Source organism: Pedobacter sp. GR22-10 (genome assembly GCF_026239715.1).
Taxonomy (GTDB): domain Bacteria; phylum Bacteroidota; class Bacteroidia; order Sphingobacteriales; family Sphingobacteriaceae; genus Pedobacter.
Genome location: NZ_JAPIVR010000001.1, coordinates 1,130,022 through 1,154,904 on the forward strand (window position 1 = coordinate 1,130,022; position 24,883 = coordinate 1,154,904).

Consider the following 24,883-nt stretch of genomic DNA (forward strand, 5'->3'; position numbering starts at 1 on the left):
AAATTTTGAATGATAGAATAATAGCATGTAAATTTAATCCTGATCTATTTTTTCTTCGCAACGGCTTTTTTCGTAGCTGGTGCTTTCTTTTTTGCCGGTGCTTTTTTCTTGGTTTCAAATGCGTTAGGCACCTGCTCAACAATCATTTTTTTAATCACTTCCAAATCAATATCTGCTAATTCTTCAGGCGTATATTTTTGTTTGGTAGCCTCGTTGTTTCTCAGTTTAAGCATTAACTTACCGAAGCGGATAAATGGTCCCCAACGGCCATTTTCAATCGAAATTTTTTCCGCATCCCAGGTTTTGATAAAGCGGTTTGCTTCTTTCTCCACCTTTTTATTAATCAGGGTTTCAATATCTTCCTGAGATAAATTATCAAAATCATAGCCCTTTGCAGGAATATTGATGAATAAATCATTCCATTTGATAAATGGTCCGAAACGGCCTTTTCCCTTCGTAACACCTAAGCCTTGATAATGCGCAATTGGTGCATCCGCATCCATCTTCTCGCGAATAATTTCCACTGCCCTGTCGTAGGTAACAGATAGGGGATCTTCATTTTTAGGCAATGAAATAAAGCTCTCTCCCCATTTTACATAGGGGCCGAAACGACCTACGCCGATCATCACTTCTTTACCTTCGAAGTCAGGAAGCGAAAACGGAAGTTTAAACAATTCAAGGGCATCTTCCAGCTGGATGGTGGCGACAGACTGATTACGCATTAAACTAGCATAACGTGGTTTTTCTTCGTCATCCTGTTCGCCAATCTGAACCAGCGGACCGAATTTACCAACCTTAGTATATACATTTTTGCCCGTAGCCGGATCTGTACCCAATAAACGTTCACCAGTGGCACGTTCCGCGGTTTCTAAAGTGTTTTCAACTTCTAAGTGGAATGGATTGTAGAAAGAGTGCAGCATTTTAGTCCATTCCTGTAAACCCTGCGCAATCTCATCAAATTCCTTTTCTACATTTGCTGTAAAATTGAAATCGACAATACCTTTAAAGTGTTCAACCAGGAAATCATTTACAACTTCGCCAATATCAGTTGGGAAAAGTTTTGATTTTTCAGCACCTGAAATTTCAGATTTAATTTCCTTTTTAACCGTTCCGTTATTTAAAACGATTGCGGTAAACTTACGTGGTTTGCCATCTCTGTCTTCCTTAACCACATAACCGCGGTTCTGAACGGTAGAAATGGTTGGTGCATAAGTAGATGGACGGCCAATACCCAGTTCTTCTAATTTCTTAACTAAACTGGCTTCTGTATATCTTGCCGGCGGACGGGAATAACGTTCCGTAGCCTGCATTTCATTTAAAAATAACTCCTGGCCCTTTGCTAATGGAGGGAGGATGGCGCCACCTTCTTTTTCTTCACCCTCATCATCATCGGTAGATTCCAGGTAAACTTTCAGGAAACCATCAAATTTTAATACTTCACCTTCGGCAACCAAATGTTCTTTTCTGGTAGATGCGGTGATTTGTGCAGTGGTTTTTTCAAATAATGCCTCGCTCATTTGTGAAGCAATGGAACGTTTCCAGATCAAATCGTACAAACGTTTCTCAGAAATATCACCGTCAACAGTGTGTCTGTCGAAATAAGTTGGGCGGATGGCTTCGTGAGCCTCCTGAGCACCTGCAGATTTCGTTTTATATTTTCTTGGCTGGTGGTATTGGTTACCATAGGCCGATTTTATTTCTTGTTCAGCAGCAGATAAGGCGGTATCAGATAAGTTTACCGAATCCGTTCTCATATACGTAATCTTACCGGCTTCATACAATCTCTGCGCCACCTGCATGGTTCTGGCTACGGAGAAACCCAATTTTCTGGATGCTTCCTGTTGTAAGGTTGAAGTGGTAAATGGGGCAGCAGGGTTACGTTTCGCTGGTCTGGTTTCCAGGCTGGTGATATCAAATTTTGCTGTTGCACAATCCTGTAAAAACTTTTCTGCTTCTGCCTCGCTATCGAAACGTTGTGGCAGTTCAGCTTTAACTATTTCTTTGCCCTTGCCCGTAGAAAACTGTGCGGTAATTTTAAAGGCTGCTGAAGCATTAAAGTTTTGAACTTCTCTTTCTCTATCAACAATTAAACGCACCGCTACGGATTGAACCCGACCTGCTGAAAGAGAAGGTTTTACTTTTTTCCATAGTACCGGTGACAGTTCAAAACCTACCAACCGGTCTAAAACCCGACGAGCCTGTTGCGCATTAACTAAGTTGTAATCAATACTTCTCGGACTATCTATGGCTTTTAAAATGGCAGGTTTAGTAATTTCATGAAATACGATCCTTTTGGTTTTCTCTTCTTTCAGGCCTAAAGTCTCAAACAGGTGCCAGGAAATGGCTTCTCCCTCGCGGTCCTCATCGGATGCTAGCCAGACCATTTCGGCTTCCTTTGCTAATTTTTTAAGTTCGGCCACCATGCTTTTTTTATCAGCTGGCACCTCGTAGGTCTGGGCAAAATTGTTTTTAATATCAATGGCCATGTCGCCTTTAACCAAATCCCGGATATGGCCGTAGCTTGATTTCACAAGGAAATCTTTTCCTAAATAGCCCTCTATGGTTTTAGCTTTTGCGGGTGACTCGACGATTAATAAGTTTTTAGCCATGAAATACGATTTTGTGCAAATAAAGCTATAATTAAAGCATAAATCAAAACATGCAGGGAATTTTATACGATTTTTTTTCAAATTTAAGAAGTGAGGCTAATCATTATTTTCAGAAAGCAGAAAGCTATTCGTTTTGCTTTCTTGCCAGGGTGAAAGAAAAATGATCATTTACATTATTACAGGAACATTACGTTTAAGCAAACTTTTTGTGCCTATATTCGTATATAAAAATAAAAAACGATGATCAGCACAATCTTAATCCTATTGAACTTTTTGGTTCCGAACCCTCCAAAAAATGTTTATGACTTCAGCTTTAAAACCATTGATGGTAAGGAAGTAAAACTATCTAAATTTAAAGGTAAAAAAATTATGATAGTGAATACGGCTTCAAAATGTGGTTTTACTCCTCAATATGAAGACCTTGAAAAACTTCAGAAACAGTATGGTAAAAAAGTGGTGTTAATTGGCTTCCCGGCTGGTAATTTCGGCGGGCAGGAATTTTCTACCAATGCCGAAATTAAAGAATTCTGTACAGGTAAGTACAATGTATCCTTCTTAATGGCAGAAAAGACAAGTGTAAAGGGGGATGATATCAATCCGTTATTTAAATACCTGACTTCCCAAACCAATACAGAGGAGCAGGGCGATATCAAATGGAACTTTGAAAAATTCCTGATTAATGAAAAAGGAGAACTGGTACACCGTTTCCGTTCTAAAACCAAACCATTAGATGAAGCAATTGTGAAAAATTTATAATTCTGGCGGCTGACTCAAAAAAAATCAGCTGAAAAAGAATTTCAAGAAAAGCTTTAAGAAAGAATGATCTGACTCATCTTCCTTAAAGCTTTTTGTTTTGCAGGTAGTTAGTTGTTTAGTGATCGTTCAGAATGCTTTTCACATTAAGGCACTTCCCGGATTTTCTTAACGGATAAATAAAAAAAGGTGATGGAGTAAAATCCGGCCAATATACCAGCTGACAAAGCCGATTTCATGATCCCGAAATCGAAATTTGCAGGAAAGCTAAAGTGGATGAACATCAGGGCAGATAGAATGGCCAAAATAGTGTATAGGCTATGTAGTCCTGCTAACTTAAACATCTTCATCTTTCCCTCTAGTATCTTATTGCATTCAAAATGCAAACCTTCAGTATGCTGTAATGCTTTTATCTTTTTAAAAACATCCACCGTTATCAGAAAAGGAAGAAGTAAAGACATCGGCAATATAAAGCGGGCAAGGTTTTGCTCACCGGTAAATAAATGTACTGACGATTGCGTGCTAAGCGCAAAATATGGAATCACGGTATTCAATGTAACATTCGGAATTAAATAGATCAATAACGTTTTCCTCACGAATTTTCGCCAGCGTAATTTATGATTTGTTGCAAAATCAGGCACTGGCAAGGGAATTATGGTGAGTAGTCATCATTTCGAGTACTTTTTTCTTAATCCACATCGCATCAGATTCGGTCAGGAAATTTTCATCAGACATTAAAGAAAAGTCAAGTTTATTATTGAAAGTGCTGACAACCAGTGTGTTTGCGTTCTTCCAGGGGAAGGCAACTGTAGGACTGTAGATGGTTTCCACACTAAAATTTTTGTAATCTTGTTTAATATTTAACAAACCCATATTGCTTAGCGTAATATCATGGGATCCATTTGTAGACCGTAGAAAACCGATCATTTTATTTGCAAGCGGATGGAAAGATTCACTCACATGCAGCAGATGCGATACATTCATTTCGCTGACTTTTTTGTCGAGATCTGCTTTTAACATTCTGGCATTTTCCCAAACATCACCATCATTTTTCCGAACCTTCAGCTCTGCAATTGGGGCAAATGCAAACATGGTATCGGCTTTAATTTCGGGAATAAAACGCCTGATATCTACGGGGCAAATTACTTTCCCATGTGCCTTATCATTCTTCAATACCTTAAAAACAGCTATAAAAATGGCACAGATGGCAGCATGCACACTTGTGTTTTCAGCTTTACATTTTTTGATAAAAAAAATGGTTTCTTCTTTATCCAACTTCCAGTTAATTGCATAATTATTCTGGTTCAATCTTTTTTCAGAGGTTTGCTTGAAGAGAAAAAATAATCTGCCGAGTGCAGCAAAAGTTTTGCGTTTTAGATAATGGTCAGGTACGTAATGATCTGGTAGTAATTCATTAACGGAAGAAAACGACGGATAGGGATAAAGTTCGTGACTTGGGTTGTCAATGAGTGTCAATAATTCCTGCATCAGGTTGACAATCGTACTGCCATCGCAAATACAATGCGGTAATACCAATATCAGGTTTGATTCCTGGTGACCTTTAATCCAAACCAGTCTGGCCAGTGGTTTATGATGCTGGTTAAATAACTTATACCACTCCGTTTTCGATTCTCTGAGCCAATCCTGATCGGAATGAAAATCAACTTCGCGTATTGGAATTTTATCAATGTTTTCATTAAGCACAAAGTGTGGCGTTTTATTTATCTGCTCAATATTCATCCTCAACAAGGGATGCTTTCGCTGAATCTTGTCGAGTGCTATCCTGAGATTTGGTTCCTCAAACTCACCCAGTATTTTCGCCGTGAACACACAGTTTAGTGGCGTTGCCGGGTCAACATACATGATTCTTTCACCGAGTATTAATTTTCTATTCATATTGATCATCCTATAATCCAATGTTTTCTTTGAGAAGAGAAATCATTTTCTCCTTAATTCGTTCGGCATTATTAAAGGAAACATATCCTTCGCTTGCCACAAATGAAAAGTCCATCTGTTCTCTAAATGTTGATGTCAGAATGGTAGTTGTATTGCCTAACGGACCTATCACAGAAGGACTGTAAATGGTTTCCAATCGAAAGTTTTCATACTCATGCGGAATATCGAGCTTTCCTAAATTGGAAAACATGCAATCATTACTCGTTTTGCCATATTTTAAGAGGTTACTAAAGTTAGCTAAGGCAGGGTGACAGGCCTCCATCATCATCATTAGCGTATAAGGATCAAGTTTCGCCAGTTTACGGTTTACATCCTTCTGAAGTTGTTTCACGCCCTCAATAAAACTATCGGCATTACTGGCAGAGAGCACGATCATCAAACCAAAAGCAAAAACATGGTCTTTTTTGATTAATGGATTTAGGTTCCTGATATCGACAGGAAGGGAAATTTTATTAAAAGACTTATCTGCCAGTACTGCCTTAAAAGCCTTCAGCACAACTGCACTTAAGAGCGTATTCACAGTAAAACCATGTGTTTTGCAGAACAATAAAATGGCTGTAGTAAATTGCTCATCAAGTTTCCAGTGGATCAAAAAATCACGCTTCCGGTCTACTGCAACTTTTTTTATCGGCATCATCCATAAGGCCAGTGTTGCCATTTTACCAATTAAGGTATTTTTAGTGCGCATTCGATAGCTTTTCAGCACCTTTGGCGGAATAATATCATTCATGCTTTGAATCGCAATTTCCTCACCGATTGCGGCTTCGGGATTATCGAGTAATAAAAGAAACTCCTTCAGAATGGAAAGGCCTGCAGCACCATCACAAAGGCAATGGTGAAAAACGAGTAAAAATTCAGAAAACGCTTCACCTTTTATCCAGGTTAATCTGAACAGTGGCGATCTTGACGCATCAAAGGGTTTAGCCCATTCCGTTTCAGACTGCCTTTTCCAATCGTCATCACTAATGCGATTGACCACAAGTACCTCTACCTTAAATGAAGAAGCTGAATGTGTGGTAAACCATGGTCTCTTATCTTTGTCAATTGTTATTGATGCCCTTAGCCATGGATGCTTTTGCTGCACTTTGATAAGTGCTAAATCAACATTGATTTCCTTAATTGATCCGCTCACTTTAAACCCAATTACCATATTAAACGGATGTTTTCCATCACCATAGAGCATCCTTTCGCCGAAGAGTAATTTCCTTTTCATCTGATGCATCAGGCTGGTTCTAAAACGCTGTTGTTTTTCGCAAAATCTTCCAGTAGTTCAACTGCTTTATCGTTTCCTCCGGCTTCGAGAAATGTTTCCCTTATTTTTTGAGCAGCCACGCGATATTTGGGGTTTTCCAATAGTTCAAAAACGGTATTTCTTAAATCAGAAATTCGAAGCCGTTTGTACCGGATGCTGATGCCACAACCAGCCTGCTCAATTAATTTTGCCGTATGAAAATGGTCGTAGGCTATGGGAGTAATCAGCATGGGTAACCCGTTTGTGAAAGTATCGTTTACCGTATTGAAGCCGCCGTGGCAGATGACAGCATCCATATAAGGCATGAGTTCAGACTGGGGAACAAAGCCATTAACGATAAAATTATCCGGCCATTCTTCGAAAATATCAGGATTGGTTGCGGCAATGATGGTAATGGGCTCATGAGCAAAAGCATCGATGAGTTTCTGGAAAAATGCTGCGCGGATATCCACCAGTAAAGTGCCTAAAGACACAAAAACCTTTGGCGTGGTGGATTTGGCCAATCGATCCCAGTCAAATTCGGCTGAGTTTGGACGACCCTTTACCGGGCCCACAAAGTGCATATGTGGTGGTTTTTCCTCGAAACCTGCAAAAGCCTGGGAAGTGAAAACTAAATTCAGCCGATGAGAATGGATATGGATTTGATCACTATAAATGCCGATATCTTTCTGCAGGCCTAAAATCAGGTTTTGCTGCCATTCAAATATTTTAGGTGTATTTTTTGCCGCATCACCCATCACATCGGGCGGTACCGGCGTGGTGGTTACTGAAGGAATGCCTTTCAAATGAGCACTTAATGCACCGGCAAAGGTAATGCAGTCGTTAATGATAACATCGGGTTTCCATTCATCTACAAATTTATTCAGGCCCTTCATCATCATCCGGGCAAAGGGAACATAAGTTTCTTCGAGGGCAAGTTTCATCACTTCCGGGCCGGAACAGGCGGGGCCATCATCCTGACGTTTTAAGATCTGTTTGATTTCATCAGCATAGGGGAGCAGATCTGTCTCAGGATAGATAAATTCACCACCTTCCGGAAGATGAGTTTGAGCCAGCGGAGTGATTCCGAACCATTTTACTTCATGCCCCCGGGCCAGTAGGCTTGCACCAATGCTTAGCGTTGGACTAATGTGACCAAAGAAAGGCGGAACAACAAATAGAAATTTAGACATATGGATTTAGGTTATGATGAGTGTTTTACTTGTTTTGAAAAGTGCATTTTCCAATAAATCGGCAGCAGTTTCGTTTCCACCTGCATGAGTGAAAGATTGTTTAATCTGCATGGCAGCATCTTTGTATGATGGATTTTCAAGTACAAGATTTACTGCTTCTAAAAGATGTTTCGCTTTAAAGCGATTAAAATTCAGGCGTTCACCTGCACCCACTCTAACGACGCGTCCTGCAACATGACTTTGATCATAAGCAATCGGAGTAACCACCAATGGGAGACCATGCATTAAACTTTCGCAAACGGTATTGTGGCCGCCATGGCAAACTACTGCAGCTACATAAGGCAATAATTTAACCTGCGGGACTTGTTTTTGAACGGTAAAGTTTTTCGGCCATGCCTCAAATAAACCCGGATCAGAAACAACAATAACATGAATATCCAGGGATGAAAATGCTTCGACAACTTTACTAAAAAAGCTTTTCTTGTGTTCATGATCGAATGTTGTACCAATACTAACCAGGATGCTGCGTTGGCGAATGGCGTGAAAAGCTTCCCAGTTAAATGGGATTTCCACTTGCCGACGGTTAAAAACAGGTCCCACAAATTTAAATTGTTCAGGTAATTCCATTTCACCGAAAAATTCTTTTGACGTAAAAATCAGTGTGAGGAGGTCAGATGTAGCGAGATTTCTTGAATGCTCAATACCAAATTCCTGTTGCAAAGCTGTAATTTGATTCACTTCCCATTCATGAACTTTTGGCAATTCATCCATTACTTTTATCGCCGCTGGCGCAGTAACGGAAGTGGCGTAAGGCAAGTTTTTATGGAAAGCAGCCATGGCACCTGCAAACATCTGATGATCTGTGATGACAAGATCAGGTTCAAACTCATCCAGCAAGGCAGCAATACCTTCGTAACTGTGTCGGTTCAGGGGAATCAATACCTCTTCATACAGAAACTTAACACTGTCAATTCCGTAAACCACTTTTTGGGTAATGAGATCCAGATATTTTTCGGCTTCCTTTTTCTGCTGGTCGTTTTCGTGGTATTGGATGAGCAGTAACTCACCACCAGGAGGGAGTTTTTCACCCAATGATTGATCTAAAGTAATCCAGCCAACATCATGCCCGCGTTCCAGCAAGACAGTACCCAGGCTTAATGTCGGGTTAATGTGACCGGTTAATGGAGGTACAATGAATACAAATTTTGCCATACGCATCAATGCTTTTTATTTTTGTTGAAAGAAATTTAATAGCGCCTCTCCAATGAGTTGTGGCTCCTGTATTGGAATATTATGGTCTCCATCAACGATTTGAATCGATGAATTTTTAATTTTTTGATTTAAGTTTTTACCGGCATCAAGGCAATTTGATGTCAAACCGTAAAGTAATAGCACATCCTGATCAAGTTGATTAATGGCACCATCCTCAAAAAAATCCTTCTCCAGAATCATATCTTCTTTAATGGAGGTTTGATGAAAAAGGTATTCATACATGCGGTGATTCTTTTCCATTTGTCGTTTTCCCATTTTAACTTTGGTGGTATCTGTGAAATTTTCCACATAATGTTCCAGAAACTCACGGCTATATTCTTCAATGATGCCACGGGCTTTTTCATCGCTGGGATCGGGTGCTTCAATCACCGCCAGTTTTTTAACCAGGTTTGGAAATCGGATAGCCATTTTCAATGCAATTAATCCACCGAAACTATAGCCACCTAAATAAACCTGTTTTAAGTCCAGTGCATCTATTAAGCACTTTAAATCATTCGTCATGCTTTCAAGATCATAACCTGACAGGGTTTTCTCGCTAATGCCATGACTTTTTAAATCATACAGCACTACATGAAAATGCGTAGCCAGAATAGGAGCGATGTTGAAATAGTAAACCGATAAATTACTGAACATGCCATGCACCAGCACAACGGTTTCAGGTGCGTTTTGATTCAGCTCCTGAATATGTACCGATTTGTTATTAATCCTTAAGACTGGCATTCTTCGATGTAAGAAATGATCATGCCCAGGTTGAGATTGATCAATTGATCCAGATCCATTGATGACAGCCAGCCCGTAAAGTCAATCTGATCGCCAAAATGAGCTTTGATTTTTTCTGAAAAGGACACAATCTCAATGCTGTCCATTTCTAAATCTTTTGTAAAGGAACTTTCTGGTGTGATATCCATTTCCTCCACAAATTCTTCTCCGATTACTTCAGTTATAAATTTTTTCATGAGATTGAAAATCTCTTCGCTGCTTAATTTTGTAGTCGTTATAGTGTCCATCCGATGATATAGTTTTGATGTTGAATTGTTTTGATTGTGATGTTATTAATGATGAGTTCATCACCATTAATTTTTTCTATGGTATAAGCTTTGGGGTTTCCCTGTAAGCCTTTCCCTAAAAATTTGCCATATGCTTCTTTGGCTACCCAGAAGCGGGTTGCCCATTCCTTTTTATCTTTTTGTGCTAAAAGTTCGAGTTCGTGGTCATTAAAAACCAGGTCGAAAAAGGCAGGACTTCTTTCTTCGATGGTCTCTATATCTATTCCTACGGCCTGATCAAACCGGGCAATACCAACGGCATCTGTTCCCTTATGGGCAATAGAAATCTGTATTCCTTCAGTTAAACCGCCTTTTACATAGGGTTTGCGAAACTCATCAGAAAAAACCTCGAAAGTAATGGGGTAGCAGGCCTGTTGCTTTTCCGTATTTAACAAATTTCTAACTGCATCTTTTGCTGCCACCCTGCTGATCATCCATGTTTTTCTTTTATTAGGTAAAAGGTTGTTATGGTATTTTTTTTCGGTTTGGTTGAAATATCTTTTCAGGATAAAATCCCATGATACCACTCTCGAATAGGCATTTCCGAAAAGGAAAACCCCAGGTGCAATTTCTTCAGATAAGCGGTTGCGTAGCGGCGACATGGATACATTCCAAAGCGGTTCGTCTATTTCCAGTCGCCGGTTTTGCCAGCCCGAAATAATCAGCCAGGTTTTGCCGGCCCTTTTCATGACGATATCGGCCGTGGCAAACTCATTGTTCAGATCTGTCAGCACACAAGTGCATTCAAAAGTGCCTTCCTGATCGGCCATTTCGCCAAAAAATTCTATTTCCTGTATTTTAACAGGAAAGGCGATACGGTCTTTTTCCAGCGTGAGCTGTAACCATAAGCCAAAAAGCTGTCCGGCATTATCCAGTAGTGAGCCCTTACCTTCTGCTGCTTCAATAATTCCGGTAATGCCTTTTTGGCCAACAGCTACAATTTTTTTAATGCCCTGGTAGGCCGGACCATGAAACATATGGGCATCATAAATTTGTTCCGTTGTCCGGTCTATATTTAGCTTTTCGCCAATATCAAAACTACGGTCTGGCGCTGTGTTTAAAAATGGTGAGAGTTTTACCTCCGCATTGGCAAAGCGTTCTAAATTGAGGTAAACGGTCTCCTCATCTTTCCATGCTCCGATAACCGTTTCCTGAAAGGGTTTAACCACGTTCATCCATTGGAAAACACGCATGTTGCTGATTTTATGAATCTTATCTGCTGGTGATTGTGCCTGGGCAATTTCTGCAAACAGTTCAAAAATCATCGTCATCGGGATTACCGGGTCCATATCTTCAACCGTTGGCCATCCCTTTGGCTGCCGCAACAAGGAATGATCGATTAAATACGGACAATTATCCAGGCTGACATCCAGCATTTGGCTGAAAGCTTGACGGATGGGTTTTAGAGGATGCTGGTATGCGATGTTTGCCTGGTGCCGGACATTGAAATTTGTATTTTCAAAATGCCCGATCATTTCTTCCTGCATGCTGATCAGTTCTAAAACGTTTTCATTAAAAGCATTCAGTACCGGGTGTAAAGAATCGGCCAATACAGGTTTCGCCTTCGGCTGATTTTTAATAGCCAGGCTTTTTAAGTGCTCAAGGTCTCGGATGATGGGTGAGCCCAGTGCAAGCCTGATCCCCTTATTTGGCTTAAGCGGACTGGATATTTTGTGTGCAAGAAAATCAAGTCCAATTTCCCGTCCCTCCACAAACAAGGCGGCTATAACTCTTTGTAATTGTGCGATGCCAGACCGGATAGGCACATTGGCGCTGATTGTACTAATTTCTTTTCCTTTCAGGGTATCATCAATAAAACCGGTTAAACCACCTGAACCCACCTGAATAAATACTCTTGCGCCCTCCTGATAAAGCTTTTCTGTCAGCTCCCGGAAACGAACTGGTTTAATTAAATGTTCTGCACTTAACTGTCTGATGGCCTCGAAACCTTCTGGGTAAGTTTCCAGTGTAGTGGCCGACCACAATGGCGTAGTGGTTTTTCTGAAAGTCATATCTTTCATTCCTGCCAGGATGACTTCCAGTTTATCGGCTACAAAAGGGGAGTGGAAACCTGATTGGAAAGGTAAAACCTGGTGAAAGATCTGCTTCCTTTTTAAAACAGGAACCAGTTCTTCCAACGCATTTTTGCTGCCGCATAGAATAGCCTGTTGCGGGCAGTTATCGTTTGAAATGTACAGGTCTGGAATATTTTTGATTATGGGTTCAAGGCTTTCTACACCACAGCCGATGGCGATAAAGCGTGAGTCTTTTAGTTCAAATGTTTCGGGTGTTAAAACCTTCAGTAAATTCATTACCGAACTTTCTTCTGCCAGTTCTGAAGATCTTGCAGCCAGCCATTCGCCTAAACTGTGGCCCGCATTCATGTCAGACCGCAGGCCTAATTTTTTTAGTGCCTGATCCAGAACACTGCTTTTATTTAAAGTTTGAAGCGCATCACTGAGCAGGCCATCGCTGGTTTCCTGTTCGTTTGTTTCGATGTTGAAATATTTACTTACGCTATTTACTTCTCCGCCGGATAAGCCATCCAGGCCTGGAAAAACAAAAGCTATTTTAGCACCTTCCTCAAGCAGGGGATGATTGCTGTACCAGATGTCCTGCTTGTTTTTCCAGGGCATATTTTTGTTTATGATTTTAAAGGCTTTATTGATCCTGTCGACAGTTGGATTAAAGATGGCGATCCGGAAATTTCCCGATCCTTTACGGTAATCTTCCGTTTTAAGGGCTTCCAATAATTCCTGCTGCGTTTGACGGGCAAGTACAATCACTTCGTCTTTTTTGGGTTGATCAAAACCAGCCAGAACCACATGCGCATTAATGCCGCCAAAGCCAAAAGCATTTACGGCGGCCAGCTTTGGTAAACCCGAATTTTCCCAGTCTGTTGTTTGTTGAACAGCAGAAAATCTGGTTTCCTGCAATTGCGCCAATGGTTCATCGCAGTGTAAAGTAGGAGGGATTACGCCATGGTACAGGGCTAAAGCAGTTTTAATCAATCCTGCAATACCGGCGGCAGGCATGGCATGCCCGATATTTGATTTCACCGAACCGATTCCGGCTTTGGGCAGCGTTTCATCCTGGCCAAAAAACTGTTTCAGTGTTTCAACTTCCGTTTTATCGCCTAATGGTGTTCCTGTTCCATGCGCCTCCAGGTATCCGATGTGCTGTGGTTCAAGTGCTGCATTTTGCCAGGCCTGTGTAACAGCTTTCAGCTGACCTTTAACGGATGGACTCATCACACTCGTGCCACTACCATCACTACTCACCCCAATGCCTTTAATTACCGCATAAATTTTATCCTGATCCTGAATTGCATTTTCCAGTTTTTTAAGTACGACAAAGCCACAACCCTCACCAATAATTAATCCATCGGCATGCTGATCAAAAGGTTTTATTTTTTCTTGTTTTGACAAGGCACCGAGTTGCGAAAAGATGCTCCAGAAAGCCGCGTTTTGCCCCAAGTGAACACCACCTGCAATCATCATGTCGCAGCGTCCGCTGTTTAGCTCCTGTATGGCGTGATCGACAGCTAGAAGTGAACTTGCGCAGGCGGCATCAAGTGTAAAGGCCAAACCACCCAGGTTAAACCGGTTAGCCACCAGTGATGCGACCAGATTCGGGATTAATCCCATGGCGGTATCTGCACTAAAACGGCCCTTTTTTAACTGAAACTCCTGTTTTACTTTTTCCAGGTCTGCATCAGATAAATGAGGAATAAGGTTTTTGAGTATGCTGGAAATCTGTTCTCCTGTTCTCACGATTTCAATGGCCCTGGTTGCTCCGGGACCAGTGTAATTGCCTTTGCCGATGACAATTCCGGTTTTATCAAGACTGTAATTTCTTTCGAAAATAGCCGCATCTTCCAGGGCACTGTGCACCAAATCCAGCGTAATCAAATGATCTGGCTCCGTACCTTCAACAGCTAAGGGTAAAATCCCAAAGCGTTGCGGATCAAAGCTATACTCTGGAATAAAACCACCTTTGTTGCAGTAAAAACGATCTACGCCTGTCGCCGATTGATCAAAATGAACCGGGTCGATCCGATCAGCAGGAACGGTTTGGGTAGAATCTACGCCATTTAATATGTTTTCCCAGAAGATTTGGACATTCTTCGCCCCGGGAAATGTACAAGACATCCCTATAATTGCAACATCACTTTTCTTCGTCATAGTTGTAAATGGGTTAAGTCCAGGTATTACCAGCCATAATTAACACCTGGCTTTCTTTGCCATACTTCAGTTCGTTCAAGAAAGTTTCCATTCCATCCTGCAAGGGAATCAGTGCAATGCCCCGGCGCTGGTATTCTTTTTCAAGCGTTGGTGAAACCATTCCGGCGCCTTTCCAGGGTCCCCAGTTAATGGCCATTACTTTTCCCTTTATTTTTTGTTTCAAAGCCCAGGCATATTTATCCATTACGCTGTTTGCCGCCGCATAATCTGTTTGCCCGCGGTTACCGTATACCGATGCAATGCTGGAGAAGAGAATAACGAACTGGGTTTCTGGCCGGAGTTGCTCTGCAAGTACCCGTAAAGGCGTCACCTTGGTATCGAAAACTCTTCCAAAAGATTCGGAAGTTTTACTGCTGAACAATTTATCTTCCAGTAGCCCGGCACCATGTACCACGCCGTCAATCCTTCCGAAATCCTGATAAACCTGTTTGATCAATCTGGTCAGGCCATCTTCATCCCTTAAGTCTAATGATTCATAAACCACGGTAGAGCCACCTTCTTCCAGCATGGAAATGCATCGCAGGATCTGGTTGTTTTTGTAAATCCGGCTGGTTTCTTTTTCAATTTCTGCAGGTGTGGGAAATTGTCCCTGTTGAATGACGTAGTGCCTGATGTCGTCTTTAGTTTCTAATTTTGAAGTTGCTTCCTGAAGGCTTAACTGCGGGTTGGCTGACCGGCCTACTAAAATGTAGCGGCATGGATAATCTTTTGCGAAATGTATCATCAATTCTGCTGTAATGCCTTGTGCGCCACCCAGAACCAACACTACAGCTTCCTTATCCAGTTTGATATGTTCCTCATCAGTTTCCATACTCAGCTGTGTGGGGATCAGTTCCATGATATGCCTTTTATGGTCATTGTAAATCACTTCAGAAGGCTTATCCGGATTTAGGATTTCATTTAAGGTTACGTTGGCAATTTCATCTGCCGACATTTTAGTCTCCAGGCTGATAAAGCGACATTTGGTGTGTTCGTATTCCCGATCCAGGCTTTTAAAGAAACCCGAATAGCCCTGGTAATTTCTCAGAAAAGAAATATCTGATTCTGCATTGAAATACCTTTTTGTATCGGCGATCAGATAAACCCATTTCACCTTATCGAAGTTGAGTTTTTTAATGGTAGAGAAATGATCCAGGATACCTGCCTTTTTTTGTGCTTCAAACATGTTCAGGATAATTAAGCCCTGATAGCTTTCAAGTGCATCGTCAAAGTTTACAATATCTGCAATGGCACCATGTTTTTCAAGCATCGCCTTAATTTTTAAAGCTTGTCCGCCACCATCATTCATAAGTGCAAAACGTTGATCTTTTAATATCGCCGCCTCTGTAATGGTTAGTGCCGCAGGAGTGAGTTCGAAACGTAAACGCGAAAGTTTCTCTTTAACCGTTTGGTCGTCAATACTGTCTTCTATTATTTTTTTCGCTTCAATCAGTATTTCGGTGGTTTCGGTTTCAATATCCGCGATCCAGTTCACCAGGCTTTTCAGGGTTTTTATGGCGGCTAACTTTTCCATTAAATCATCCGTCTGCTCGCCTTGAGCACCGAAACCAACTCTCTCTTTAAGTGAGGCAATAATTTCCATGCGCTTAATCGAATCGATACTTAAATCGGCCTCGAGGTCTAAATCCATGCCCAGCATTTCTTTCGGATAGCCTGTTTTTTCACTTACTACTTCCAGTATAGCCAGTTTTAACTGATCGACAGACAATTTTTGCGGCGTTGCAATTTGTGTGGAGATTACCACCTGGATTTCAGGTGCCTGCTGTTGTGTATTTTCTGTAATCCAGTTCACTAAGCTGCTCAGCGTTTTTAAGCCTGCCAGCTGCTCCATGATCTTATCTTCCGGAAGATTCAGTTCAGAAAAACCACCCAGTTCAGTACGTAATGCGCCGATAATTTCCACCCGCTTAATGGAATCGATACTCAGGTCGGCTTCCAGATCCATTTCCATGCCCAGCATTTCCTGAGGATAGCCTGTTTTATCACTCACAATTTGCAGGAGAATTTGTTTAATATCTTTCTGCACCAGTACTGCAGATTTTACTTCCATCACAGGAGAAATTTCCACCTGACCCGTTAACTGATTTTCAATTTTGATAGGAACCTGGTTTGGATAATCATTCTGTGGCTGCGGATAAGCGGGTATCTGAACCGATGGGTTTTGCCCCAGAAAAGACAGCATCACATCACGTTGTGCCTGAATTAAAGTTTTCATGCTATGCAGGTATTCCTGCATCATCATGTCTGTTGCTGATGTGGTAACCTGTTGATTGATACTTTGGCTTTGTGTTTCTTTCATGAGGATGATGGGTTTGGTAATCGGAGCAGCACCGTTTTCAGGAAGCTTTCCGGTGGATGGGATGGCATGCTGACCATTTACATGCCAAATGGCTGAACTTTTTTTGTATAATAATGGTTGATCAACCTGGATCATGGTTGCTGATCTTCCCTCAAATAATTTCTCCAGATTGATGCTTCTTCCGGTTGAAATATAGCTGGCTAAAGTTCCAAGCAGGTTACTCAGTTTATTCTGTCCCTGATCTTCGGTATGAAATATAGTTTCATCTTTACCGATACAGGCTTTTGTTAATCCGCTTAGTACTTTACCTGGGCCTACTTCGATAAAAATTCTCGCGCCAGCTTGATACATATTATTCAGCTGATCAACAAAAAGTACCGGCTGAACCAGGTGTTCCGTTAAACGTTCCTTGATGGCTGCTGCATTTGTAGGATATTCATTGGCCGTAGTGTTCGACCAAACAGGTAGTTCAATATTGTTAAATGAAACTTTTGTCAGTACATCGCGATAAAGTTCTTTAGATTTGGCTACCACCGGGCTATGAAAAGCACAGGCTACTTCCAGCTGCCGGTAAGACACTTTTGCCGCTTTGAGTTTAGCCGCCAAATGCTGAATTCCAGGTGTTGAACCTGCTATAACGCACTGCGTTGGCGCATTAAAGTTTACGGGATAAACATGGTCTACGCCAGAAAGCAGGCTGTTTAAATCTTCACGTTTTACGCTTACCGCCAGCATACTTCCGGGATCTCCATCCGTAACCGCATCCAGAATTGACTCTGCCCTTTCGGCACTTAATTTAACCAGCTGGTCATCTTCAAAAGCGCCTGCAAAACAAAGTGCCGGTAATTCGCCGTAACTGTGACCGGCAACCATATCAGGCTGAATACCAAAAGACTGGAGTAATTTTGCAATGGCCAGGTCAACAATGCCAAGTAGTGGCTGGGCCATCCGTGTATCTTTGATGTTTTCTTTTTGTTTTTTGACAGATTCAGGATCAAATACTGCATTCGGGAACAATATTTTTTCATAATCAGGATAGTCCTTTAACAACTTCCTCATTTCAGGAAAAATCACAAAAAGATCTCTGGCCATGTTAATCCGCTGGCTGCCTTGTCCTGGGAACAGAAAGGCTACTTTGCCTTCTTTTATATTCGTTTTATAGGTGTCTTTACTTTCTATACCAGATAAAACCAGGTCAATTTTCATCACCAGATCTTCGGCATTATTGGCTACAATACTCATTTGAACGGGTTTCTGGCTGCCTGTTGCCAGGCTGAAGGCTAAATCTTTCAGCGCGATCTGAGCATTAATTTCCAGTAAATTTTTGATGTTGTTAAGACTCGTTTTTGCTTCATCGTAAGTATCACCCCTGAACACAAATAATTCTGATGGCCACGATTTCAGTATGGGATGTTCATTTTCTACATTTTTGCCACTTTCCAGCACGGCATGGAAATTGGTTCCGCCAAAGCCAAAGGCACTCACTCCGGCATAACGTTTTCGATCCATCCATAAACCAGCCTCAGTATGGAAGGCAAAAGGACTTGTTTGTGCATTGTAAAAACTATTCGGTGTTTTTAAATGAATGGTTGGTGGTTTAATACCATGGTAAACGGCAAGTGAGGTCTTAATTAAGCCGGCAATACCGGCGGCACATTTGGTGTGGCCGATCTGTGTTTTGACTGAACCCAGATGTGTTTGCCCGGCCGTTGCACCAGTTTCGTTCAGCATGTCAGTTAAAGCACTGATCTCTGTTTTGTCGCCAACAACGGTACCCGTACCATGCGCCTCAATCAGGCCCACACTCGAAGGCATAATTCCGGCCTGGCTGTAGGCCCTTTCCAAAGCATTGATTTGTCCGTTTTTACGCGGTGCAGTAAGACCGAGGCTTTTACCATCGCTGGAACCACCAACACCTTTTATCACAGTGTAAATCGTGTCGCCATCCCTTAAAGCATCCTCATGTCTTTTCAAAACTACCATGGCAATGCCTTCGCCCAGGGCTATTCCATCTGCCTCCGAATCGAAAGTGGCACATCTTCCTTTTTTCGAGAGGGCATGTGTACTGGAGAACATCAGGTAATCATTGATGCCGTTGTGAAGATCGGCTCCACCAGCCAGAACCATATCCGACTTTTCGAGGAAAAGCTCCTGGCAAGCCAGGTCAATAGCGGCAAGGGATGAGGCACAGGCTGCATCAACTGTAAAATTTCGTCCACCTAAATTTAACCGGTTGGTAATTCTGCCAGATATTACATTGGCCAGAATGCCGGGAAAAGAATCTTCTGTCATTTTAGGAAGTGCGGCATCCACTTCTGCCGGCATTTCTCCAAACACCTGTTTATAAAAACACCTGAAACTGTAACTGTTGGCAAGGTCATTTCCACCTTCTGCCCCAATAATTACGGATACGTTTTCCTTGTCAACGCCCTGATCACCATAGCCGGCATGCTGCATGGCCTGTTTAGCCACCAGTAAGGTGAGGAGCTGGGTAGGTTCAATGGCCGCCAGAGATTGCGGGGGAATACCAAATTCAAGCGGATCGAAATCGATCTGTGGAATAAAACCACCCCATTTAGAGTGCGACATGTCGCCGGCTGTAGATTCGGGATCATAATAAACATCCTTATTCCATCTTTCATCCGGAACTTCCGTAACGGAGTCTTTCCCTAATACAATGTTTCGCCAGTATTCATCCAGATTTTTGGCACCAGGGAAAATACAGGCCATTCCAACAATGGCTACATCTAATGATTTGGTTTCGCTTTTTGGCGGAGCAGGTAAAATAGCCTGATCAATATAACTGAAATTTTTAGTCGCCACCTCTTCATGTAAATCCGCCAAGGAAATTACTTCCTGGTGCATAGGGGCAATCTGGCCAATCATATACATGCCCAATTCAGTTTGTTCTTGCTCACTGAGTTCAACCAGTTGATCGCCCTGCCTTTCAATTCCTTTGGCCGCAATTCTCAGCCGGCCCACATTCAGGCTTTCCAGTTTTTCCCAAATCAGCTTTTTGTCTGTTCCTTCTGCTTGAAGCCTTGATTTTTCCTGATTGAAAAAACCGGCAAATGAAGAGTTCAGACACCTGGTTTCATGTCCCGGAGCGGTTTCCAGTAAAATGGTATCCTGAGCCTGCATGGCTTCCTGCTGAAACTTATTCAGGATAGCACCCGTGCTTACAGCTTCCTGTGTATATAAATAAGCTGTACCCATCAACACACCGATTTTCATTCCTTTTGCGGCAAGGGGAGCGGCCATGATGGAAATAAATGCAGCTGAAAAGGCATCATGAATGCCTCCTGCAAAAAATATACTGATCTCTTCCGGTTTCTCTTCCTTTAAAAGTCGTTCTATTTGTTTTTCCCATAAAACCATACTGGATAAAGGGCCAACATGGCCTCCGCATTCTCGGCCTTCGAAGACAAACCTTCTGGCACCTTCTTTCAGGTACATATCTAATAAGGCGGTAGAGGGTACATGTAAAAATGTTTTAATACCGGCCTTTTCAAAGGGTTTAGCCTGTGAAGGTCTTCCACCGGCAATCAGCAACACGGGTGGCTTTGCTGCTAAAATATATTGCTGCTGTTCATCGCGAAGTTCCTGCGGTGCAAAACCCAGTATACCAACGCCCCAGGTTTTGGCACCCGCTAATGCTTTGGTTTGATCGATCAGGTTTTTCGCTGCATTTCCTTTTAAAAGAGATAAGGCTACAAATGATAAAGCCCCGGCTGTCGAAACTGCATCAGCAAAAAGTGGCACATCACTCACCCGGGTCATAGGACCTTGTGCAATGGGATATTTGATGTTTAGATCTGTAGCAAGTGCATTGTGGGCACTAATGGTATTTAAAGCCTTTGCTTGTTTTAAATGACCAAAAATGGAAGTTTTAAAACCAAATACCAGCTTATCAAGCTTTTTATATTTCTCAAATAAATCTATTGATAAACTGATATCTTGACCCATTGGAAGATAACTCGTATGGAGATCATAGCCCTTAAAGTAGGTTTTAAGTGTGGAGTAGTTTTGACTATCTTCAGGTAATACTGGAGAATGAGGACGAACCAATACCCGGTGGTGATCAATAAGCCTGGTTTCCGTTCCGTTTAATTTACCACAAATGGCTTTTAATTCTAGCGGCGCAGCACATTCCTTAAAAAGTGCCAGCTGACTGTCTAATATGACTCCGGCAGCGCCCTGAGCAATTAATGAGGCGGCAGTATGAATGCCCACTCCACCCTGTACCCAAACCGGAATGCCTAAGGCTGCTTTCATCACCCGCTGAAAAAGCACGAAAGAGGATTCACGGGCAACTTTTCCTGCTCCTTCATTTCCTTTAATGATAATGCCGTGCGCCCCGGCCGCTTTGGCATTTTTAGCTGATTCGAGATCAAAAACCTGGTAAATGACTTTTGCAGCAGGTGGTTTGACAAAAGCAAAGCCGAATGGAGCAATAATCAAACTCACCCCGGTAGGGATTTCGATCTGCAGCAATGCTTCAGAATTGAAACAGATACCATAATCGGTCATGGTTTGTTCGCTCAGGATTTTTAATGCCTGCACGGCTTTAATCTGATCGTGCCCAAGACTGAGCACAGGAAAACAAGAAGTTTTCGCTAAACTGGTTACCAATGTAGTATCCGGAATTTCAAAAGGCGTTAAGCCAATAAGCGTATGTCTGTTCATAATTTGATCATTTTATTCTGCTCATCCATTCAGCAGGATTTAACAGCATGCCGAATGAAAAATAGAATGTATTAGTTCGTATAGTTTATGTCGTAAAGGCAGAAAATAGTAGATTATTTGTGTGTATTATTAATAAGTCTAATGTATATATTAAAAATAATAAAAATATAATAAAATCTGGCAATGGATAAAATGAATACAATTGATACAAAGACAAAATATTGATATCAATTAAGATATAAAATTACATAGTTTGTGTAATTTTAATACAAACATAATCCTAATTTTTAGAAAAAATACAGATATGATCATTAATTTTTTATTATAATAATGTTAATTAATATAAAATATCAGGCTTTTCCCTAAAAAAAAATAGCTTTTATGGAAGGTTTAATAAAAACATATATTTTTATTTTAAGTCAGTTTAATGATGCTTTTTGTGTGATTTCAGCTTTTTTATTATTAGTTTCGATTGATTATATTTGTATTATTAATATTAATGTATTGTATTTTAAATTATATTTTTTGAATGTGTTATTCGAAGAAATATGCTTACATTTTATTTCTTATCGTTTTCATATGTTGATTTTTCTTGCTCAAAAAAGTTAAATCAAAACAGTTACACTACAACCCAGATAAATGATCAAAAGGACTGAGATGAAAGCATGAAAAGACTGGCATTTCGGCCTGAACAAAATGAATTGCAGACAATAAAAATTTGTTTTTGCGGTAGATGAAACTGATCATTTAAGTTCCACAAGTGCATATATTCTTTATGATTAAAGAAAACAGAAGCGAAAAGCCTTCAAATATTAAATGATAAGCTGCGGAATGAATTTAGAAAATTAAAATAAATTCAGTTGATCAGGCTGATACTGTTTAGGATCGAAATGATAATTTACTTTGTCCTGATTGGATACATAGTAAATTTCACTTTCCTGATCTCTGGATGCAACCTTAATCAAGGTATTGCCGGCAACAGGTGCAAACATTTGCGCTACCAGGGCCGGATCATTATTGTCTTTGGATAAATGACTGAGCAAGAGATGCGTCATGTAATCCGGACGGTGATTCATGAATAAATCAAGCGCCTGTGCGTTGCTCAAATGACCCCGCCCACCAGTGATTCTTCTTTTTAAAAAATAAGGGTATTGTCCGTTGGCTAAAATATTAGCGCAGTAATTGGCTTCCAGAAATGCCGCATGACAATGTTTAAACTGTGAGATTAAGTGATCGCATACCGAACCAATATCTGTAAAAACACCAACTCTCACCGCATTACACTCTATGGTAAAAGAATAAGGATCTGCAGCATCATGAAATTTTGAGAACGCCGTTATCTTCAGTTTACCGATTTGAATATTTTGGGTATGGCTTAATCCGAAGGTATTTTGCTCGTCGAGGGTTAACTTACTGTTTTTGAGTGTTCCCACACTGATATAAACTGGGATTTTATATTTCCTTGCGAACACTGACAGGCCTTTAATATGATCACTATGCTCATGAGAAATAAAAATAGCCTTTACTTTTTCGATAACAAGGCCTAATCGCAGCATTCTCTTTTCCACCTCTTTACAGGTAAGGCCCACGTCAACCAGAATGGCTTCGTTTTCGTTGCCAACATAGTAACAATTGCCATTACTGCCTGAATTTATGGATGTAAAGTATAATGCCATTGGATTCGCAAGTTAAGTCTAATTAACATAACGGGAAAGTAAAACTATACCTTTGTACCATTGTGTTCTACAAGCCGGGTTAATAGTGGGAGAAAAGCCTGAATAAGATTAATTTCTTCCTCTGAAAATATTTGTTCCATGGTTTTAACCAGCCATTCTTCTTTTATTTTCCTACTGGCGATGATATGCTTTTCACCAAGTTTTGTTAAGCCAATGTGTATTTTACGCTTATCATCATCACTAGGAAATCGCTCTACACAATGTGCATCAAACAGGCGGTTAATAATTTGTGAAATGGCCTGCTTTGAAACCCGCTCCATTTCGGCAAGTTCTGTTGATAATAATTTACCGTGTTGTTCCAGTAAAGACATGGTTAATAATTCTGCATTGCTGAACTCCGAGCTGACATTCTGTTTTCTTAGCTGCCTGGTGAGTCGGGTAACTGTACTTCTCAGCTTTGCTGCAATTTCCTGTGTTTGTTTTGACATACCTTTGGTAAATTAACTTGACAAAGGTAATGTTAATTTATAAGGTATAAAAGGTGTTATTGTGGATTTTTGTTTAAAATTATGATCTTGATATGATAAAAAAATAATAAAGTAACTTTACTTATTTAGTGTATTTTTATATTTTTGTAAAGTTACTTTACTATTTTAATTATGAGTATTTTTCGTTCATTAAGACATTATAACTACAGACTATTTTTTACAGGACAAGCCATATCGCTTATTGGTACATGGATGCAAAGGGTAGCCATCAGCTGGCTGGTTTACCGCCTTACGGGCTCAGCTTTTTTACTGGGCTTAATTACCTTCCTGAGTTTAATTCCATCTTTAATATTGGCGCCTTATGCAGGAAGTTATGTAGACAGGCATAATAAATTTAAGATTTTGGTGATCACGCAAATTATTTTGATGTTACAGGCTGGCGCCCTGGCCGTAATGATCTGGTTTAAAGTTTATGATATGTTCTGGATTGCGGCTTTGTCTCTGGTACAGGGATTGATAAATGCCTTTGATGTAACCGCACGCCAATCTCTCATGGTTAACCTGATAGATGATAAGGAAGATTTACCGAATGCCATTGCCTTAAACTCATCCATGTTTAATGCAGCCCGTTTAATTGGTCCGGCATTGGCTGGCGTTATATTAAGTACATTGGGAGAGGATATTTGTTTTCTGATTAATTTTGTCAGTTTCATTGCGGTGATTGGTTGTCTGGCGATGATGAAATTAAAACTTACTGCACAGGTAAAATCTAAAGAAAACATCTGGATAGATTTAAAAAAGGGATATGAATACCTCAAAACCTCACCTGATCTATCTTCAATGATCCTCATGATGGCCGCCTCCAGTTTACTGGTCATTCCGTTCACCACCTTGCTTCCTGTTTTTGCGAAAGATATTTTTAACGGAGATGCCACTACCTTTGGGTGGTTTGAAAGTGCTGCTGGCTTTGGTGCCTTTTTCGGAGCCATCTATATGGCGACAAGAAAGGCTGGGCAGAATTTACAGAAGATTGTAATTGTATCGGGTGGATTGCTTGCCCTGGCAGTAATTGCCTTATCAATTGCACCAACGCTGATACTGGCACTCGTTTGTACCGGACTGGCAGCACTTGGACTGATGGCACAAACTTCTTCCATCAATACCTATCTGCAAACCCATGCCGACGATTTGATGCGGGGCAGGACATTAAGTTATTACATCATGGCTTATCAGGGCGTATTGCCTGTTGGCAGTCTGTTGATGGGCTTTCTGGCGCATGAGTATGGTACGCAGGTTATTGTGGCTTTTGAAGGAATAGCAGGCCTGCTTATTGTCGGGGCTTTTCTTTACCATGAAAAACACCGGAATCAGCTGGAGAACAAATTGTCATTCTTTGGATAGGTATATGCTGATCACCATAAAAAAAGCTG

The 24,883-nt window shown here is 41.0% G+C and carries 14 protein-coding genes; 2 read left to right on the forward strand and 12 right to left on the reverse strand.

Annotated features, from left to right (window positions below; genetic code table 11):
* Window positions 1–44: 44 nt before the first annotated feature.
* Complete coding sequence (gene topA, locus OQX64_RS04750; protein WP_265817855.1) at window positions 45–2,609, reverse strand: type I DNA topoisomerase; 2,565 nt, start codon at window positions 2,607–2,609, stop codon at window positions 45–47.
* 240 nt (window positions 2,610–2,849) lie between these two features.
* Here topA and OQX64_RS04755 point away from each other — a divergent pair, with 240 nt between their 5' ends.
* Window positions 2,850–3,365: a glutathione peroxidase gene (locus OQX64_RS04755; protein WP_265817856.1), complete on the forward strand. Its 516-nt coding sequence runs from the start codon at window positions 2,850–2,852 to the stop codon at window positions 3,363–3,365.
* Between the two features lie 143 nt (window positions 3,366–3,508).
* Here the strand turns inward: OQX64_RS04755 and OQX64_RS04760 are convergent, their stop codons facing one another.
* From OQX64_RS04760 to OQX64_RS04810, 11 genes are all read right to left on the reverse strand, one after another.
* Entirely contained in the window at window positions 3,509–3,958 is a 450-nt protein-coding gene (locus tag OQX64_RS04760; protein WP_265817857.1) for a hypothetical protein, read from the reverse strand.
* Window positions 3,959–3,995: 37 nt separating this feature from the next.
* Entirely contained in the window at window positions 3,996–5,258 is a 1,263-nt protein-coding gene (locus tag OQX64_RS04765) for a phthiocerol/phthiodiolone dimycocerosyl transferase family protein (RefSeq protein WP_265817858.1), read from the reverse strand.
* A gap of 10 nt (window positions 5,259–5,268) precedes the next feature.
* Entirely contained in the window at window positions 5,269–6,531 is a 1,263-nt protein-coding gene (locus OQX64_RS04770) for a condensation domain-containing protein (RefSeq protein ID WP_265817859.1), read from the reverse strand.
* Between the two features lie 8 nt (window positions 6,532–6,539).
* On the reverse strand, window positions 6,540–7,742 hold the full coding sequence (locus OQX64_RS04775; protein WP_265817860.1) for a glycosyltransferase: 1,203 nt from the start codon (window positions 7,740–7,742) through the stop codon (window positions 6,540–6,542).
* Window positions 7,743–7,748: 6 nt separating this feature from the next.
* On the reverse strand, window positions 7,749–8,954 hold the full coding sequence (locus OQX64_RS04780; RefSeq protein ID WP_265817861.1) for a glycosyltransferase: 1,206 nt from the start codon (window positions 8,952–8,954) through the stop codon (window positions 7,749–7,751).
* Window positions 8,955–8,969: 15 nt separating this feature from the next.
* Entirely contained in the window at window positions 8,970–9,734 is a 765-nt protein-coding gene (locus tag OQX64_RS04785) for an alpha/beta fold hydrolase (RefSeq protein ID WP_265817862.1), read from the reverse strand.
* On the reverse strand, window positions 9,722–9,970 hold the full coding sequence (locus tag OQX64_RS04790; RefSeq protein WP_229676745.1) for a phosphopantetheine-binding protein: 249 nt from the start codon (window positions 9,968–9,970) through the stop codon (window positions 9,722–9,724). Before OQX64_RS04790 ends, OQX64_RS04785 begins: the two co-directional genes overlap by 13 nt.
* 38 nt (window positions 9,971–10,008) lie before the next feature.
* Window positions 10,009–14,244, reverse strand: coding sequence for a beta-ketoacyl synthase N-terminal-like domain-containing protein (locus OQX64_RS04795; protein WP_265817863.1), 4,236 nt, complete (start codon window positions 14,242–14,244; stop codon window positions 10,009–10,011).
* 13 nt (window positions 14,245–14,257) lie between these two features.
* Window positions 14,258–21,289, reverse strand: a complete 7,032-nt coding sequence (locus OQX64_RS04800) for a type I polyketide synthase (RefSeq protein ID WP_265817864.1) — start codon at window positions 21,287–21,289, stop codon at window positions 14,258–14,260.
* Window positions 21,290–22,134: 845 nt separating this feature from the next.
* Window positions 22,135–22,965, reverse strand: a complete 831-nt coding sequence (locus OQX64_RS04805; protein WP_265817865.1) for an MBL fold metallo-hydrolase — start codon at window positions 22,963–22,965, stop codon at window positions 22,135–22,137.
* Window positions 22,966–23,009: 44 nt separating this feature from the next.
* Window positions 23,010–23,453: a MarR family winged helix-turn-helix transcriptional regulator gene (locus OQX64_RS04810; protein WP_088302655.1), complete on the reverse strand. Its 444-nt coding sequence runs from the start codon at window positions 23,451–23,453 to the stop codon at window positions 23,010–23,012.
* Between the two features lie 171 nt (window positions 23,454–23,624).
* Between OQX64_RS04810 and OQX64_RS04815 the strand changes: the two genes are divergently transcribed.
* Window positions 23,625–24,854: an MFS transporter gene (locus OQX64_RS04815; protein ID WP_088302653.1), complete on the forward strand. Its 1,230-nt coding sequence runs from the start codon at window positions 23,625–23,627 to the stop codon at window positions 24,852–24,854.
* Window positions 24,855–24,883: the final 29 nt, after the last annotated feature.